This window comes from Salinigranum salinum (assembly GCF_009176545.1).
GTDB classification, from domain to species: domain Archaea; phylum Halobacteriota; class Halobacteria; order Halobacteriales; family Haloferacaceae; genus Salinigranum; species Salinigranum salinum.
In genome coordinates this window covers 49,926-66,409 of sequence record NZ_VTOJ01000001.1, presented here as the reverse complement: position 1 = coordinate 66,409, position 16,484 = coordinate 49,926, and the positions used below count along the sequence as shown (strand labels likewise).

The 16,484-nt window shown below is 68.8% G+C and carries 18 protein-coding genes; 7 read left to right on the top strand and 11 right to left on the bottom strand.

Annotated features, from left to right (window positions below):
- Positions 1 to 93 precede the first annotated feature (93 nt).
- On the bottom strand, positions 94 to 1,935 hold the full coding sequence (locus tag FZP69_RS00290; RefSeq protein ID WP_152039407.1) for a hypothetical protein: 1,842 nt from the start codon (positions 1,933 to 1,935) through the stop codon (positions 94 to 96).
- Between the two features lie 115 nt (positions 1,936 to 2,050).
- A complete protein-coding gene (hemB, locus tag FZP69_RS00285; protein WP_152039406.1) occupies positions 2,051 to 3,031 on the bottom strand; it encodes a porphobilinogen synthase in 981 nt (326 codons plus the stop codon).
- A 351-nt stretch (positions 3,032 to 3,382) separates the two neighbouring features.
- Here hemB and FZP69_RS00280 point away from each other — a divergent pair, with 351 nt between their 5' ends.
- Together FZP69_RS00280 and FZP69_RS00275 are read left to right on the top strand one after the other, a co-directional pair.
- A complete protein-coding gene (locus FZP69_RS00280; protein WP_152039405.1) occupies positions 3,383 to 3,910 on the top strand; it encodes a DedA family protein in 528 nt (175 codons plus the stop codon).
- 59 nt (positions 3,911 to 3,969) lie between these two features.
- On the top strand, positions 3,970 to 4,401 hold the full coding sequence (locus tag FZP69_RS00275; RefSeq protein WP_152041470.1) for a universal stress protein: 432 nt from the start codon (positions 3,970 to 3,972) through the stop codon (positions 4,399 to 4,401).
- A gap of 63 nt (positions 4,402 to 4,464) precedes the next feature.
- Here FZP69_RS00275 and FZP69_RS00270 read toward each other — a convergent pair whose 3' ends face one another.
- The 5 genes from FZP69_RS00270 to FZP69_RS00260 form a co-directional block, all read right to left on the bottom strand.
- Positions 4,465 to 6,225 carry a PAS domain-containing protein gene (locus FZP69_RS00270; protein WP_152039404.1) on the bottom strand — a complete coding sequence of 587 codons (1,761 nt, stop codon included), beginning with the start codon at positions 6,223 to 6,225 and terminating at the stop codon, positions 4,465 to 4,467.
- A gap of 240 nt (positions 6,226 to 6,465) precedes the next feature.
- Positions 6,466 to 7,674, bottom strand: coding sequence for an inorganic phosphate transporter (locus FZP69_RS00265; protein WP_152039403.1), 1,209 nt, complete (start codon positions 7,672 to 7,674; stop codon positions 6,466 to 6,468).
- Positions 7,668 to 7,790, bottom strand: coding sequence for a hypothetical protein (locus FZP69_RS23165; RefSeq protein WP_275689328.1), 123 nt, complete (start codon positions 7,788 to 7,790; stop codon positions 7,668 to 7,670). Before FZP69_RS23165 ends, FZP69_RS00265 begins: the two co-directional genes overlap by 7 nt.
- A 157-nt stretch (positions 7,791 to 7,947) precedes the next feature.
- A complete protein-coding gene (locus tag FZP69_RS22200; RefSeq protein WP_192918401.1) occupies positions 7,948 to 8,112 on the bottom strand; it encodes a DUF6757 family protein in 165 nt (54 codons plus the stop codon).
- 87 nt (positions 8,113 to 8,199) lie between these two features.
- Complete coding sequence (locus FZP69_RS00260) at positions 8,200 to 8,994, bottom strand: PHP domain-containing protein (protein ID WP_152039402.1); 795 nt, start codon at positions 8,992 to 8,994, stop codon at positions 8,200 to 8,202.
- Between the two features lie 191 nt (positions 8,995 to 9,185).
- On the opposite strand from FZP69_RS00260, the gene FZP69_RS00255 reads away from it, so the two are divergent.
- The gene (locus FZP69_RS00255; RefSeq protein ID WP_152039401.1) at positions 9,186 to 9,470 is read left to right on the top strand and encodes a DUF5789 family protein; all 285 of its coding nucleotides are present in this window, start codon (positions 9,186 to 9,188) and stop codon (positions 9,468 to 9,470) included.
- 160 nt (positions 9,471 to 9,630) lie between these two features.
- Positions 9,631 to 9,876: a hypothetical protein gene (locus FZP69_RS00250; protein ID WP_152039400.1), complete on the top strand. Its 246-nt coding sequence runs from the start codon at positions 9,631 to 9,633 to the stop codon at positions 9,874 to 9,876.
- 33 nt (positions 9,877 to 9,909) lie between these two features.
- On the opposite strand, the gene FZP69_RS00245 is transcribed toward FZP69_RS00250, so the two are convergent.
- Entirely contained in the window at positions 9,910 to 10,899 is a 990-nt protein-coding gene (locus tag FZP69_RS00245; RefSeq protein WP_152039399.1) for a DUF5784 family protein, read from the bottom strand.
- Positions 10,900 to 11,203: 304 nt separating this feature from the next.
- Between FZP69_RS00245 and FZP69_RS22195 the strand changes: the two genes are divergently transcribed.
- Positions 11,204 to 11,377 (top strand): DUF5786 family protein, encoded by a 174-nt coding sequence (locus tag FZP69_RS22195; protein ID WP_192918400.1) that lies wholly within the window; start codon positions 11,204 to 11,206, stop codon positions 11,375 to 11,377.
- Between the two features lie 27 nt (positions 11,378 to 11,404).
- On the opposite strand, the gene FZP69_RS00240 is transcribed toward FZP69_RS22195, so the two are convergent.
- From FZP69_RS00240 to FZP69_RS00230, 3 genes are read right to left on the bottom strand one after another with little or no spacing between them, the layout of a single operon-like run.
- Positions 11,405 to 12,133, bottom strand: a complete 729-nt coding sequence (locus tag FZP69_RS00240) for a DUF7530 family protein (RefSeq protein ID WP_152039398.1) — start codon at positions 12,131 to 12,133, stop codon at positions 11,405 to 11,407.
- Positions 12,130 to 13,293 (bottom strand): NAD(P)H-binding protein, encoded by a 1,164-nt coding sequence (locus FZP69_RS00235; RefSeq protein ID WP_152039397.1) that lies wholly within the window; start codon positions 13,291 to 13,293, stop codon positions 12,130 to 12,132. Before FZP69_RS00235 ends, FZP69_RS00240 begins: the two co-directional genes overlap by 4 nt.
- 25 nt (positions 13,294 to 13,318) lie before the next feature.
- Positions 13,319 to 14,197, bottom strand: coding sequence for a YkgJ family cysteine cluster protein (locus tag FZP69_RS00230; protein ID WP_152039396.1), 879 nt, complete (start codon positions 14,195 to 14,197; stop codon positions 13,319 to 13,321).
- Between the two features lie 94 nt (positions 14,198 to 14,291).
- Between FZP69_RS00230 and lipA the strand changes: the two genes are divergently transcribed.
- Together lipA and pdhA are read left to right on the top strand one after the other, a co-directional pair.
- A complete protein-coding gene (gene lipA / locus FZP69_RS00225) occupies positions 14,292 to 15,233 on the top strand; it encodes a lipoyl synthase (RefSeq protein ID WP_152039395.1) in 942 nt (313 codons plus the stop codon).
- Between the two features lie 145 nt (positions 15,234 to 15,378).
- Positions 15,379 to 16,482 carry a pyruvate dehydrogenase (acetyl-transferring) E1 component subunit alpha gene (gene pdhA / locus FZP69_RS00220; protein ID WP_152039394.1) on the top strand — a complete coding sequence of 368 codons (1,104 nt, stop codon included), beginning with the start codon at positions 15,379 to 15,381 and terminating at the stop codon, positions 16,480 to 16,482.
- Positions 16,483 to 16,484 lie beyond the last annotated feature (2 nt).

The window sequence follows — 16,484 nt, the reverse complement described above, 5'->3', positions numbered from 1 at the left end:
GTTCTGTCTCGCTGATCGTTCCGCGGGTCGTCTCGGGAGCGGCCGTTCCCGCGTCGCCGAACGGGACCGGGCGTCGCGGGCGGCCGACACGGCTCAGTAGTTCTCCGCCCGCATGGTGAAGCGGAAGGCGAACGGGTCGGTCGTCGCGTGCGTCCCTTCTCCGGTGTCCCGTGAGGCGTACATCCGCAGGAAGACGCGCTCGCCGTCGATCGACTTGCCCTGCAGGTAGTTGTCGCCGTCGAGGTACTGCTTGTGCTGGATCATCTCCCTGACGACGCCGTCGAGCGTCTGCTCGTACTCGATCGTCTCCGTGTCGTACTGGAGCGCGTAGCAGACGTCGCCCGGGCGCTCGACCACCAGCCGTTCGGGCCCGTCGGCGTTCTGTATCCGTACGCGTTCGACGTCCCCCGACCGCATCTTCCCCTCGCTCGCCACCTTCGACCACGAACTCCCGTCGTGGGTGTGGACGGTCGCGGCGTCGAACGCGGGCTCGGCGGTGAAGTGGAAGGTGTACTTCGGGTAGCCGTTCGTCGTTCTGAAGCCGGTCGTGGGGTGCCGGGAGGTGACGTCGATCGTTCCGTCGTCGTGGAAGTTCCAGTCGATGAGGTATCGGTAGGGTCCCCAGTTCTGCCCGAAACGCCACTCCCAGTGGTCGAGCGATCCCGTGTGATACGAGCCGCGGATCCGGAAGCCGTCGGAGAGGTCGTGTTTCTCGATGACGCCGGGCCCGGTGAAGCCGAGCGTGTCCCAGAAGTGCCAGTTGCGCCGGCCCGAGGGAGTGCCCGGGCTGGACATGCCGAACGGCTCGTAGTCGCTCAGCATCCACGGCACCTTCGACTCGTCGCCGAGCACCGGCTTCCCCTTGTAGTTCGCCTGGATCCTGTAGGCGTCGTGGAGCGTGTTCTCCCACGTGACCGTCCAGTCGTCCTGTTCGATGGTCTGCGGGGGGCGACGGAGCTGCCAGTCGGTGTCGTCCATCTCGCCGGGCACGTCGATGCTCCCGGTCCGGTAGGTGCCCGGGTCGTTCCCCGACGCCTCCGAGATCAGCCCCGTCAGCGGGTCCGGCGACTCCTGCGTCGGCGTGTAGACGTCGAGCACCTCGTTCTCGGAGGCGACGTCGTTGAGCGTCGTCGTGGTCACCGCCGCCGAGATCCCCCGCAACTGGTCGCCCCTGTCGTTCCAGTTGAAGATGACCGGCGTGACGACGCCGATCGGGTGCTCCTCGTCGTACGCCGTGATGATCGAGTAGTCCGCCGCCAGGAGGTACCAGTCCTTGCCCTCGAGCGCCGACTGGATCCGCTCGTTCGCCATCGCCGCCTTCACGGTGTTCATGTTCAGCCCTTCGTACGACCGTTCGATGACGTGCGGTTCGCGCGTGGACGTGTGGAGTTTCACCAGCTGGTCCGCGTCGCGGTCGACGAGCGCCCGGACGCTCGTGATCTCCGAGAACTCGATGGTGTGGCTCCCGGGGTTCTCCGCGTCGGGGTCGAGGCTCCCCTCGACGGTCATCTCCTGCGGCGCGAGGATCTCGACGAAGTCGTACCCCTGGAGGATGCGGTGGTACGCGGTCGAGGAGACGGCGCTCTCGATCCGCGAGGCGACGTCGTCGACGGCGAGCATCTGTCTGAGGGCCGCCAGTTTCCGCTCCTCCACGACGGCGTCGAAGTCGTCGGCCTCCCGGGGCGCGAGGTACGCGAGGTCGCCGACCGGCTCGGGTGTCTCTGTCGGCTCCTCGGTTGGCGTCTCCGTGGCGGTCGGCGATTCGGTCGCCGTCGCCGTGTCCGTCGGCTCGGCCGTCGGTGCGGCCGTCTCCGTCGTCTCCGACTGCTGCGAGCCACAGCCGGCCAGCCCGGCGAGGCCCCCAGCGCCGAGCAGCCGGAGAAACGCCCGTCGCTGCGTCTGTCGCGTCAGTGATCGTAATCTATCACGATCCATAGTGATGATTCTCACGACTCCCGTGTAAGAGTATTACCCCGACCATACGGGGGCATTCAAGATACCGTGGTGACAGTTGGACCACGGCCAGGCGCCGTCGACCCCGCAACCGTCGTTACAGGTGGTCGGCGACGTCCTCGGCGAAGTACGTCAGGATCAGGTCCGCGCCGGCGCGCTTGATCGACAGCAGCGACTCGAGGGCGGTCTCCTCCAGCGAGAGCCACCCCTTCTCGTTCGCGGCGTGGAGCATCGCGTACTCGCCGGAGACGTTGTACGCGGCGACGGGGTGGTCGAACGTCTCGCGCACGCGTCGGACGATGTCCAGGTACGGCAGGGCGGGTTTGACCATCAGCACGTCCGCTCCCTGTTCGACGTCGAGGCGCACCTCCCGAAGGGCCTCGCGGGCGTTCGCGGGATCCATCTGATAGTGCCGGCGGTCGCCGAACGCGGGCGCGCCGTCGGCGGCGTCGCGGAACGGGCCGTAGAAGGCGGACTCGTACTTCGCGGCGTACGACATGATCGCGCACTCCGCGTGCCCGGTCGCGTCGAGTTCCTCGCGGATGGCCCCGACCATCCCGTCCATCATGCCGCTGGGGGCGACCATGTCGGCGCCGGCCGCGGCGTGCGAGCGCGCGATCCGCGCCAGGTGGTCGAGCGTGGCGTCGTTGTCCACGGTGAGGTGGGCGTCCTCGCGCGCGCCCCGCTCGAGGATTCCGCAGTGGCCGTGGTCGGTGTACTCGCACATGCAGACGTCCGTGGCGACGTAGACGTCGGTCTCGCGGGTGATCCGACGGACGGCCTCCTGGACGACGCCGTCCTCGGCCCACGCACGCCTCCCTTCCGGATCCTTCGACGCGGGGATGCCGAACACCATGACAGCCTCGACCCCCGTCTCCTGGACCTCCGTGACGCGGGCGACGGCCTCCTCGACGGGGACGCGCTCGTGGCCCGGCATCGACTCGATGGCGACCCGTTCGTCCGTGGTCGCATCGACGAACACCGGCGCCATGAGGTCCGTGGCGTCCAGACTCGTCTCCGAGACGACCGGACGGATCCCGTCCGTCCGGAGCCGGCGCGGGCGGTCTGTCGGATTCATACGTTCGGATTGGAGAGAGCGCGTCAAAGGCGCATCGTTCCGTGCGCGACGCCGTTCGCCCCCGCCTTCGACGTGCCTCGATCCACGTCGACGTCCCACGACCGCGTCGTCCCACTCGAATCGATCCGAACCGGGCGACGGTGCCGCGACCGTTCTGCCACGACCGTGTTCGTCTCGTCGATCGCCGCCGTCCCGTCCGCTGTCGTCTCACGGTGAACGCTCGTCCGCCGACGCCGTCCTCGACTCCGCCGTCGTCCACCGCCCAGAGCCACCCGATCGGCTCCAGCGTGATTCGCAGAACCGAGTCCCGGACCACAACGGATTTGCCACTCGGCCCACAGACCACCGACGATGAACTCCGTCGCGGTCGTCGCACAGGTCGACGAGATGCCCTCCCTCCTGCGCTCGCTGCTCGACTCCGAGTGGGCGCTCGTCGCCCTCTTCGGGGTGTTCGTGCTCGAGGGGGCCATGCTGATGTACTTCATGCCGAGCGAACTCATCGTCCCCGGCTCGATCGTCCTCCTCGGGACGGACGCGCTCGTCCCCGTCCTGGCCGTCGCCGTCCTCGGCGCGACGCTCGGCCAGTACGCGCTCTTCCTAGCCGCGAAGCGCGGCGGCCGCGCCTACCTCGAAGAGAAGCGGTGGTTCCGGATCTCGCCCGACCGGCTCGACCGGTTCGACCGCTGGTTCGACCGCTGGGGCCCGATCGCGGTGCCGGTGAGCAACGCGCTGCTGTTCACGCGCGGGATGCTCACCGTCCCCGCGGGGTTCGCCGAGATGGACGACCGCCGGTTTCTCCTCTACTCCGCCACGGGCACGCTCGTCTTCGAGGCGGCGCTCGCCGGCCTCTACCTCGCAGGGTCGTCGCTCCTGTTCTGACTCGCTCTCGGCTCCACCGAAAGCGGTGTTGCCTTGTGTTCGCGCCTCCATTCACCGGCATGGCTCCCTCGCACGTGCTCGTCCCGCTCGACGGCTCACCCCTCGCGGACGAGGCGCTGGTGCACGCGCTCGAGACGTTCGACTGCCGGACGACGGTGCTGAACGTGGTCCAGCCGCTCGACGCGTCGATGAGCGAGGGTGGCGTCCTCGACGCCGGCGAGGCGCGGCGAGCGGACGCCCGCGAGCGCGCGAACACGCTCGTCGACCGCGCGGAACGGCGTGCCGCCGAGGCCGACCGGCGGATCGAGACCGCCGTCGAGACGGGCGACCCCGCCGACGTCATCCTCGCGTACGTCGACGCCCACGACGTCGACCACGTCGTCATGGGCGGACACGGTGGCGATCGCAGCGAACTCGCCCGACGGCTCCTCGGGACGGTGGCGACCGCGGTCGTGGGCGAGGCGGCCGTGACGGTGACGGTCGTTCGCTGACCCTCGCTCACGGGCTCCGGCCGATAGACCGTCGTCTCTCCCGTCGGTCTCTCCGGGCACTGACTACTCGGTGGTTATCTCGAACCGCGCCCCACCACTGCGGCCTTCGGTCACGGTGACGTTCCAGCCGTGTGCCTCGGCGACGTCGCTGACGATGCTCAACCCGAATCCGGTCCCCTCCGAGTTCGTCGAATATCCCGCGTCGAACACCCGGTCCCTCTCTTCCGGGGGGATTCCCGGGCCGTCGTCCTCGACGTAGAACCCCCCCTCGGAGTCTCCAACCGTAATCGTCACCGCCTCCCCGCCGTGCTCGACGCTGTTGCGGAGGAGGTTCTCCAGCAACTGCCGGAACCGGCTCCTGTCCGCACGCACCGTCAGATCACTGTCGACTCTGAGACGACTGCTGTCGATCCCAACCGTTCTCGCGCACTGCTGGACGGCCTCCGCCACCTCGACCGACTCCCCGTCGCCGACCGCCTCTCCCCGTCGAGCCAGCACGAGCAGATCCTCGACGAGGTGTCCGATCCGCTCGTGCGCCTCCTCGGCCGCCTCGAGATGCTCGCTGTCGCACTCCTCTCGGGCGAGTTCGACCCGTCCCTGCGCGACTTCCAGTGGACTCCGCAGGTCGTGGCTGACGACGCTCGCGAACCGCTCGAGGCGCTCGTTCTGCCGCTCGAGCGTCCGCTCGTACTCGTGCCGCTCGCTCGTCTCCTGGTACACCCACAGGTGTCCATCCCTCTCGGGGAAGTCGACGGGGAGATAGCTGCGCTCGAACACCCGGCCGTCCGCGAGTTCGAGCTGTTCGCCGGCGACGTGGTCGCCGGCGTCGATCCTGGCATCGATGCCGGCGACGAACCCGTCCGGGTCGGCGAACGTCCCCTTCTCCTCTTCGGCGAAGACGGCACAGTCCGCACCCACGATCGCCTCCGGATCAGCGGAGACGTCGAACAGGTCGAGGAACTCCTCGTTCACGGCGGCCACACGTCGGTTCTCGTCTTCGGCGAGGACACCGACCGGCAGCCCGTTCAGCAGCGTAGACAGCAGTTCGTTCGCCCGGTCGAGTTCCCGCTCGCGCTCGCGGCGCTCCGTGACGTCGGAGAACATGATCGAGACGCCCTCGCGGTCGGGGTAGAGACGGATGTCGTACCACCGGTCGTGGGGTTCGTAGTAGGTCTCGTACTGTCGGGTCGTCTGTTCCTCCATGGCCGCCCGGAGATGGCTCTCGTGTTCGGTGCCGACGATGTCGGGGAACACCTCCCAGATGACCCGTCCCATCGGATCGTCGTCGGTCTCGCCGTACGCCGCGTACGCCTGCTCGTTGAGGTAGGTGACCCGCCACTCCGCGTCCAGCGCGCAGAACCCGTCGGTCATTCGGTCGAGCAGGCGGTAGTACTGACGCTGGTAGCGACTCCCCTTGTCGAGGTTCCGTCCGACCGCGACGACCCTGTGCGAGTCATCGGTGTCGAGCCGGCTCAGCGTGAACTCCTTGGGGACCGACGCCCCGTCTTTCCTCCGAAGGTCGGCCTGCACGAACCCGGTGCCGTCCGTGCGTGTTCCCCGGATCACTTCCTCGATTCGGGCGTACCCGTCCCCGACGAAGAGGTCGGCCGGCGCCATGCTGGCTAGTTCCTCGTCCGAGTAGCCGGTCGCCGCCACGGTCCGGGCGTTCCACACCACGAGCTCCCCGTTCCGGTCGAGGACGAGGAAGACGTCGTCCACCTCTTCGATCGCGGCCTCGAAGAGACGCGTCAGCCCCTCCGGATCACCGGGACTCTCGCCGGTGGACGTCCGTGCGCGCCGGTGTAGATCAGAAGGGTCCTCCATCGTCCGAAAACATAATCTACGTAATAATAACCGCTTCTTTAGATACTACATACATACCACGTGCCGTTTCCGACGGCATCAGAGCGGTCACCCACACGTAGACGGTTTCCCATCCACACGTAGACAACTCCCCGCCCGCATCAACGTCCACAACGCCTGAACTCGGGAGAACAGCGTCCACCGTCGGCGAAGTGCGTGTTCGGGCGACGACGGTCGTCGCACGCCGGGTCCGACCCCGACTCAGACGCCGAGTAGCGTCGCGAACAGCCGGTAGAGGCCGAACCCCACGCCCACGGACGTGACGAGCGTGAGCACCCAGAACAGGAGCGTCACCCCGATCTTCCGGCGCGACACGCCTGCCGATCCACCGGCGAGCCCCCCGCCGATGACCCCCGAGATGATGATGTTGTTGAACGAGATGGGGATGCCGAGCGCGATGGCGGTCTGGGCGATGATAAAGCCGGGGACGAGCGCGGCGATCGACCGCCGAACGCCCAACTGGGCGTACTCCCTCGACGTGGCCTGGAGGAGCCGCGGCGCACCCATCCACGCCCCGCCGAGGATTCCGGTCGCGCCCACGGCGAGCAGCGCGATCCCGGGGAGTCCGAGTTCGGCCCGGTAGAGGTTCTCGAGCGGCCCGGTCGCTAGGCCGACCTGACTCCCCCCGCTGGAGAAGGCGACGACGCTCCCGAGCAACACGAGAAAGGTCCGGACGCCGCGGTCGACGGACTCCTGGGTTCGTCGGCGGATGAACTGGAAGCTCACGGCGGCGACGACGAGCGTCACCAGCACGTGGTCGAGTTCGAACCCGGCGGCGACGACGGGGGTCTCGACGAACCCTCCGAAGAACGCCGCGAGAGAGCCCTGTTCACCACCACTGGGTGACGGGATCACCCCCAGCTGGACGTTCGCGACGATCCCGCCGACGACCGCGGCCAGGAGGGGCACGCCGACCGTCTCGGGGATGTCGTCGCGCCGCAAGAGCGTCGCGGTGAGGTACGCCAGTCCCCCGGAGACCGGCGGCACCAGCACCCAGAAGGTCGCGATCCGACGGTAGGTGTCGAACGCCGGGTCGCCGCCGAGCGAGAGACCCACGCCGACCATCGCACCCGTGGTCGCGAACGCGGCGGGCACCGGGTAGCCCGTGTAGACGCCGAACGCCATGAACGCCGTCGCGCTCAACAGCCCCGCCGTGGCGGCGAGCGACGAGATCGAGACGCCGTTGATGAGCCCCGCACCGACCGTCTCGGAGATGCTGCCACCCTGTGTAAGCGCGCCCAGCGCGGCCAGGATCCCGATGAGGAACGCGGCTCGCATCGTCGAGATCGCGTTCGCGCCGATGGCGGGCGCGAAGGGTGGGGAGTTGCTGTTCGCTCCCAGCGCCCACGCCGTCGCGAGTCCCGTCAGCGTCGCGAGCACGACCAGCGCCCAGAACGTGACGGCTACCACGGCGACACCAGCGCCCCGTGGTCGGTCCGACCGTCTCCAGGTGGCTCCTGGCGGTCGCCGCGGTCCGGCCGTCTCCGTCCGATGGTCGGGGGTTCACCGGCGTTGCCTGGACACATTGGCAGGGTACACACCGGCCAGCGTGTAAAACGTTCGTACGTGACGCCGGGCGACGTCGCACGATCACACGGTGGGACGGCGGACGGAGAGACGCTCGGAACGGGGGGAGAGAGCGGGGTGGGACAGTACGTCGCCGGCGAACGGGACCGCGACCCTTCACTCGGTCCGGTCGATGTCGAGCTGCTCCTGGAGGGCGGAGAGCTCGTCGGACTCCGCGAGCGTCTCGAGCCGCTCGCGGAAGTGTTCCTCGCAGAGGCCGACCTTCACACCGTCTTTCTCGGCGGCGTATGCGGCCTCGCGGTCGCAGTAGTGACAGCGCATACTTTCACGTCGGACCCGACGAAAGATAAGTCTGCCTTCTCCGGCACTTCCCTCGTCCGGCGGGCGCGCGAGGCTGGTGCTCCCGGCTCACTCGTCGAGCCGTGCGAGGAACGTCCGCGCCTCCTCCCCGTCGAGCCCCGCGCGACCGAGCACCCGGTCGTGTGCGTCGCTCCCGCCGGTCCGCACCAGCCCCGCCTCGCGTGCCACCCGCTCGACGCGCTCGGTCGCGACCGGCCGGTCGTACGGGTAGTATCGTTCGACGCCCCCGACGGCGCGCGCGAGGTCGAGCGCGCCGGCGACGTCCGGGTACCGGAACGGGTGGGCGAGCGCGACGACGGCGCACGCCTCGGCGAGAAGCTCGTGACCGTACTCGAACGTCGGAAGGTCGCGGGCGCGGTAACACGGACAGTCGTTCCCGATGAGGTGGTCGAACGCGCCCTGGTAGTCGTACGGTGCCTCGCTCGCCTCGACCGCGCGGGCGACGTGGGGTCGGCCGATCCCGTCGGCGAGGTCGACGTCGAGGGTCACACCCGTCTCGTCCTCGACGCAGTCGACGATGGCGCGACCACGCTCGATCCGGTTCCGCTGGAGGCGGGCGAGTTCGTCGTCGAGTCCCGTTCCCGTCTCGACGGCGTAGCCGAGCAGGTCGACGCGCTGGTCGCCGGCGTCGACGCGGAGTTCGACACCCCGGATCAGACGGATGCCGTCGCGGGTCGTCACGGGCGTGTCGATCCCCGGGTGGAGCCGGTCGTGGTCGGTCACCGCGACCGTCGTCACGCCCGCCCGCCGCGCCGCGGCCGGCACCTCGTCGAGGTCGAGCGTTCCGTCCGACGCGGTCGTGTGGACGTGGAGGTCCAGCTCCGGCCCTCCTGCCGTGTTCATGCCGACCGTCCGGCGTCGGCACGCAAAGCGCTTTGTGTCGGTCGGCCGAGACGAATATCTCACGTCTCCACTCGGTGAGAGAAACTACATCATGACAGTCCATGACATTTTAAGACGATAAGGGGCACCCCACGGACTAAGGTCATACATGGAAAACCATTATAGTTGAGCGGGGATTTCGGACGAATACAATGCGATTCAACGGCACCCAGGCCATCATTGACGCGACCGAGTACCCACTGAGCAGCGAGGAGTTCGTCTCCGAACACGGCGACCACGTCATCGAGCACGCGAACGGGAGCGAGACGGTCGCCGAGGTGCTCGGTCGGATGGGGCCCGAGACCTACACCTGTGCGGACGACATCACGACCGCGCTGTACACGGCGGTCTCCCACGGTGCCATCGGTCGACGCTTCTACAGCGACCGCGACGCGTACACGCTCGGCGAGAACGGTCCGACCCCGCAGTCCTTCTGAACACCCCGCCGACGGTCGGTCTCTTTTCGCTTCGTCGCTCACCTCGATCGAGCAACGCTCGAACCGTCTCCGGCCGCGTGCCAACCCGGAGCTCGCGGCAGACGCTGTCTGGACACCTCTCGCCCGAGCGACCTCGGCGGAGACCGCACTGCGCTTCACGGTGGACGGCTGGCCGGTCGCAATACTCGTCGTGTTCGGGGTCTTCGTCGCACCCGGCGGCGTCGGTGGCGGGACCGTCCTTGACCTCGGGGGCACGCAGGTCTGTCTCGTCGACTTCTGTGGCATCCCCGCGCCGCTCGCCGGAAGCGTCGCCCTCGCGGCGGTCGTCGCCGTCTTCGGCCCCGGCGTCGTCGGCCTCGCGCTCCACGCCGCGGCGTCGCCCCGCGACCGACGTCTGTGGTCGTGATCGGCCCGGATCGCGACGGTGAGCCCGTCCGGTTCAGAACGGCAGGTCCAGGGGAACGCTCCCCTTGGTGTACCCCTCGACGCGGCCGTCGGGCCGGACGCGAAAGGCGACGGCCGGCCGGTGTCGGAGCTCCGGCTTCTCGCCGAGCACCGCCCGCCAGTCGTCGTCGGGGAACGACGAGCAGTCGACGAACAGCACCGCACCGCCCGCGTGTCGTTCTAGCTGGCCGTCGGTCTTCGTCTGCGCCGTGTCGCGCACGGCGGCCACGGGCGTGTTCGCCGCCCGTCTGTTCGGGGGGAGCGGCCGCGTCACCTCGACGAGCGTCACCCGTCCGTCCTTCTCGACCCGGAAGTCGAGCGAGTGGCCGGTCGTCACTTCGGCCTCGGGTTCGATCGCGTAGCCGGCGTCGTGGAGGAATTTCGCGGCGTTGAACTCGCCCATCGCGGCGCTCATCCGCACGAGATCGAGCGACGTCGACGTGCCGAGCTTCCCCGCCATCAGCTCGCGGTAGGGGTCGAAGACGCCCGTCGCGAGGAACGACTCGTAGAAGTCGAGCGCCTCGTCGCGCGAGGCGTCCGGAAAGCCGGCGGCGTGTTCGGCGAAGAACGCCCTGGTCGTCTCGCGGCCGTCCTTCGAGCAGAACACGGGGAGGAAGAACCACGACAGCGTCGGGTAGGGCTTCAGCCACGGCGACTCCTCGTGGAGTTCGGCGAGGAGTTCCCGTTCGACCCACTCCGTCAGTTCGGGCGGGGCCTCGTCGAGCGCGATCTTGTCCGTCCGCCAGAGTGCCGAGGGCGTCTCGGTGTTACCGACCCAGTAGGCGACGTCGTCGGTCCACGCGAGCAGGGCCGTGTCGCCGTTGTCCATGTCGAATCGCCGGGCGTCGTAGCCGTCGGGCTGTCGGTACCACGGGTGGGACATCGTCGCCCCGAGGTTGGCGTCGAGGTCGGCGTAGACGTCACGCCGGACCCGATCGAGCGTCCATCGACCGGGGGCGTGTCGGAAGCGGAGTGGTCGTGCCACGGTCGACGTACTCGGTGGGGATGTTTATACTGTCCGTCGTCGGGCCGGTTGGAGTTGTACGACCCGACGCGTGTCCGACCTGCATCACCGTCCACGCCACGCGCCCCCGTCGTCCGTCCCGACCACGTCTGGGACCGTATTACGGGGGAACTCGTCAGTTCGCCGGGACGACCGCGTCGCATCGCAGCGGTGGTGTCACCTCCCTTGTGGATCCCACCCCCTCCGCAGGCAGATGGTTTTCGTGCCCCTGGTGGGCCGTTCACCGGAAATTATATATTAGCAACTTTCCAAGATAACGTATACCATGTCAATGGGTGCCTATGACGAGGACGAGCACGAGCGCCGCGAACAGAAGACCTCGCAGGTGGACGCCGCGTTCGACGACGAGCGCGTCGTCTACCAGGGAACGATCGAGTACGACTCCGGTGACTCTGCCGAGGCACTTCTCGACCAGTTCAAGCGGATCAAAGAGCAGTAACGGCTCCCTGTTCGGGTAGAAGGAGGCTCACTCCGTTTGGATCGTCGCGAGCGCGAGCGCCGAGACGAGGGTCACGGCGACGACGTGTCCCAGCACCGCCGCGAACAGGACGGGCTGGTCGCGGAGGAACGGCAGTAGCGCCACCTGGATCAGTCCGAACGTGATGTTGGTCGCGTCAGTTCGCCGGAGCGCCGCGGCCGTCTCGCCGTCGAACGTGTACCGGTACGAACGCCACGCCGCGACGACGGCCGCCCACCACGACGTCCCGATGCGGTAACAGAGGTCCCACAGCACGAGGAGCATCAGGTAGACGACGATCACCGGCGGATCGGGACCGAACAGCGTCGTCAGGAGCGCCGGTCCCTCCGCCCGCGGGTCGAAGACGAACAGGTGCGTGACGAGCGCGACGAACGCGAGGACGCCGAGTACGACCTCGATCCCCGACGAGAACAGGAACCTGTGGTACGTCGACGGGAGCGCCAGCCGGCGGGTGGCCGTGCTGAACCGCAGCATGAGGACGCTCCCGACCGCGGCGACGCCGATCGCCGCCGTGCCCGCGGGCACGACGGGCCAGAGGTCGTACACCCACGCGAGGACGAACAGGCTCGCCTGGAAGATCGCGACCTGGAGGGCGACCGCCGTCCGTTCGGACAGCGACGCGCCGGGGAGCGCACCGACGATGCTCTCGTACACCCACGTCTCGCCGTACTGCGGCGCGTCGTCCGGCGGTGTCGTGCTCGTCTCCGTCCGCGTCACCGTATCTCCGTCCCCGCTTCCGTTCCGGAGTCGGTGCCGGTGACCGTGTCGGTGCCTCGGTCGTCGGCATCCGTCGTCGGTCGGACCTCGATGGACACCGCCTCCTCGGTCGCCGGCTCGCGACCGAGTGCCCGGGCGACGGCCACGTCGAACGGCGTCAGGTCGACGTCGACGAGCTGCTGGATGCGAGTGTCGTTCGCGACGACGGGGTTCTTCAGCCCCTCGATGAGCGGGTGGGCCACCTCCCCTGGAACGTCGGTCACGAGGTCGAGCCAGTACGCCGACAGCCGCGGCGTGAGGACGGGGACGGAGATGATGTACGGCTCCTGGCCCAGCTGTCGGCCCGTCCGGCGCATGATCTCGCGGTACGTGAGCACCTCGGGCCCGCCGATCTCGTACGTCTCGCCCGCCGTCTCCGGGACGTCGAGGACGCCGACGAGGTAGGCGACGACGTCGTCGACCGCGATGGGCTGACACGGCGTCTCGACCCACCGCGGCGTCACCATCACCGGCAGTCGCGAGGAGAGTTGCCGGACCAGCTCGAAACTCGCGCTCCCCGCGCCAACGATGATGGCCGCCCGGAGCGTCGTCACCGCCGCCTCGCCCTCGCCGAGGACCCGTTCGACCTCTCGCCGCGAGCGGAGGTGTGGCGACAGGCTGTCGCGGTCCGCACCCAGCCCCCCGAGGTAGATCACGCGCTCGACGCCCGCCGCCGAGGTGCCGCGGGTGAACGTCCGCGCCGCCGTCCGGTCCCGCGACTCGAAGTCCCCACCTGTGCCCATCGAGTGGACGAGGTAGTACGCCGCCTCCACGCCGAGCGACGCCAGCACGTCGCCGAGTGGCCCGGTTTCGGCGTTCGTCCCCGTCGTCGTCTCCGTCGCCTTCCCTGCCGACGTCTCTGTCGCCTTCCCTGCCGACGTCTCTGTCGCCTTCCCTGCCGACGTCTCCGTCGCCTTCCCCGCCGACACTTCGTCGGCCCGGCCGACGAGCCGGAACGACTCCGGCTCCAGGAGGTCGCCCTCGATCACGTGCACGTCCGGGGGCCCCGCGTACCGCGTGGCGTCCCGGGTGAGGACACTCACCTCGTGCCCCGCCTCCTGCAGTGCGGGAACGAGCCGCCCTCCGATGAACCCGGTCGCACCCGTGACGAAAACCTTCATGCGTCTGTCGAGGGTCCGAAACGAATTAATCCTTGCCGCCGTCGGCGCCCCATCCTGGCGTCGGGGGTGCGCCGTTCGACTCCTCGATCCGCCCGTTCGCGTCCGGCGCGTGCTCGTCGACGCGCCCCGCCACCGCGGTCCAGTCGTCGACCGAGCGGCCAACCCACGACGACGCGTGTCGCGTTCGTCGCCTGGCCGTCGCCGCACGCTCGTCGTCGACCGCGAGCGACCCCGGCGTCGACCCCACCGCACAGCCGACGAACTCCGCCCGATCCGCGGGTCGGAGGTCGCGGGCGACGAGTCGGGCGACGACCCCGTCGAGACGCGCCGGTTCGGGGTGGGCGAACACCCTCGTCCCGAGTGCCTCGGGTCCAAGCCTCAGATGGCCCGTCGGCGGATCGCTTCGGTCTCGCAGGCGCGTCCCCCCGTGGACGCGTTCGACCCGTTCGCACTCCGTCTCCACCTCGAGCGCGAGGTTGTGTCCGGGGTAGTCGGCACACTCGCCGGGGTAGAGCCGGTCGTCGTGAATCCGACACTGCAGCGTCGTCGGGTCGAGGAAGACGCACGTCCGCAGCCACCGGCGGTCGAGCCCGAACGGAGCCACCGGCTTCGGCACGTTCCGGAGGCCGACGACGAACGCCGGTCGCCCCTCGATGGCGGCCACGGCGTGGCCGTCGACGGTCACGCGGTCGTCCCGTGTCTCGGGGTGCCAGAGCCGCGGCACGAGCGCGTCGCCGTACCCCGCGTCGACGAACCGACCGATCTCCTCGCGCGCCAGTGGCACGAGGTTGTAGGCGTCGTCCAGTGGGACGCGTCCCCGCCGGCGCTCGTGGTCGAGCGGTTCGGGCGAGACGGGTCGCCAGTCGACGCAGCAGCCGGCACAGCCCTCACAGTTCACCTCCATACGTGTTCCTTGGTGTCGTGTGACATAGCCTCTGCGTCTCTCGTTCGCCGTGGTGGGACCGCACGTTTTTCACCACCCGGTCCAACCGAGTGGTATGAGCGGGAACCGTGGGCACCGCCGCAAACCCGACTGGCTGAAGATGCGACCGCCGTCGGGCCAGCGGTTCACCGAGATCAAACGCGAACTCCGGGACCGGAACCTCCACACCGTCTGCGAGGAGGCGAACTGTCCCAACCTGGGGGAGTGCTGGTCGGGTCGCGACGGTCCCGGGACGGCGACGTTCATGTTGATGGGCGACCGCTGCTCGCGTGGGTGTAACTTCTGCGACGTCCAGACGGGAGGAATGGAGGCGCTCGATCCCGACGAGCCGGCGAACGTCGCCGACGCGGTCGCCGAGATCGGCCTCGACTACGTCGTCCTCACCTCGGTCGACCGCGACGACCTCCCCGACCAGGGCGCGGCCCACTTCGCGCGGACGATCCGCGCGATCAAGGAGCGCGACCCCTCGATCCTCGTCGAGGTGCTCATCCCGGACTTCCAGGGGGAGCCCGAACTGGTCCGGAAGATCATCGACGCTCAGCCCGACGTGATCGCCCACAACGTCGAGACAGTCGAACGCCTCCAGTGGCCCGTCCGCGACCGCCGCGCCGGCTACGAGCAGTCGCTGTCGGTGCTCGAACTGGTCACCGCCGAGTCCGACATCTACACCAAGACGTCGATCATGCTGGGGCTGGGCGAGTACGCCCACGAGGTGTACCAGACGCTCTCCGATCTGCGCGAGGCCGACGTCGACGTCGTCACTCTCGGCCAGTACCTCCAGCCCTCGCGTTCGCACCTCGACGTCTACGACTACGTCCACCCCGACGCGTTCGACACGTGGCGTCGGGTCGCCGAGGAGGAACTCGACTTCCTCTACTGCGCGTCGGGGCCGATGGTCCGCTCGTCGTACAAGGCGGGGGAACTGTTCGTCGACGCGCTGATCCGCGAGGGACGCACGGTCGAGGAGGCGCGGCAGACCGCCCGCGCCGCCGACTGAGAGGCCGCGAGACGGTCGGCGCACTCCCCCGGTTGCCGCGGGCGGATCGTCGGAGCCGACCGGCTCCCGATTCTGCCTGATTAATCTACGAAAACACTATACGGCAGGGAGGTGACCCACTTCGCATGCACAGGAGGGTCAGACCGTGAGCGTGCTACAGCGCGACCCGCGGGATCAGGTACGCGTCCTCGACGAAGACGGCACCGTCGTCGGCGACGTTCCCGACGTGGACGACGAGACGCTGCTGTCGATCTACCGCGAGATGAAACTCGCCCGGCACTTCGACACCCGCGCGGTGAGCCTCCAGCGTCAGGGACGGATGGGGACGTACCCGCCGCTGTCGGGCCAGGAAGGGGCCCAGGTCGCCAGCGCCCACGCGCTCGACGAGGATGACTGGCTCTTCCCGTCGTACCGCGAGCACGGGGCGCTCCACTGCCGCGGCTTCCCGCTCGACCGCATCCTCCTGTACTGGATGGGGACCGAGCGCGGCAACGAGGCACCCCCGGACGTGAACACGTTCCCGGCGGCAGTTCCCATCGCCACCCAGACACTACACGCGGTCGGGGCGGCGTGGGCCGCACGGATGAAGGGCAACGACGAGGCGTTCATCGTCTACTTCGGTGACGGCGGATCGTCGGAGGGGGACACGCACGAGGCGATGAACTTCGCCGGCGTCTTCGACACGCCCACGGTGTTCTTCTGCAACAACAACCAGTGGGCGATTTCAGTCCCCAGAGAGCGACAGACCGCCTCGGAGACGATCGCCCAGAAGGCGACGGCGTACGGCTTCCAGGGGGTCCAGGTCGACGGGATGGACCCCCTGGCGGTGTACCAGGTGACGCGAGCCGCCGTCGAGAAGGCCAAGGCCGACGACCCCGGCGAACTGCGGCCGACGCTGATCGAGGCGGTCCAGTACCGCTTCGGTGCCCACACCACCGCCGACGACCCCACGGTGTACCGCGACAGCGACGAGGTCGAACGGTGGAAGCGGAAAGACCCCATCCCGCGGCTGGAGACGTTCCTCCGCGACACTGGACGGCTCGACGACGACGACGTCGAGCGGATCGAACGCGAGGTCCAAGAGGCGGTGGCCGAAGCCATCGAGACGGCCGAGTCGACGCCCCGCCCCGACCCCGAGGAGATGTTCGACCACGTCTACGCCGAACGGACGCCCGACCTCGACCGACAGTACGAGTCGTTCACCGCGCTGCGCGAGCGACTCGGCGACGAGGAGTTCCTCTCCGAGTAACC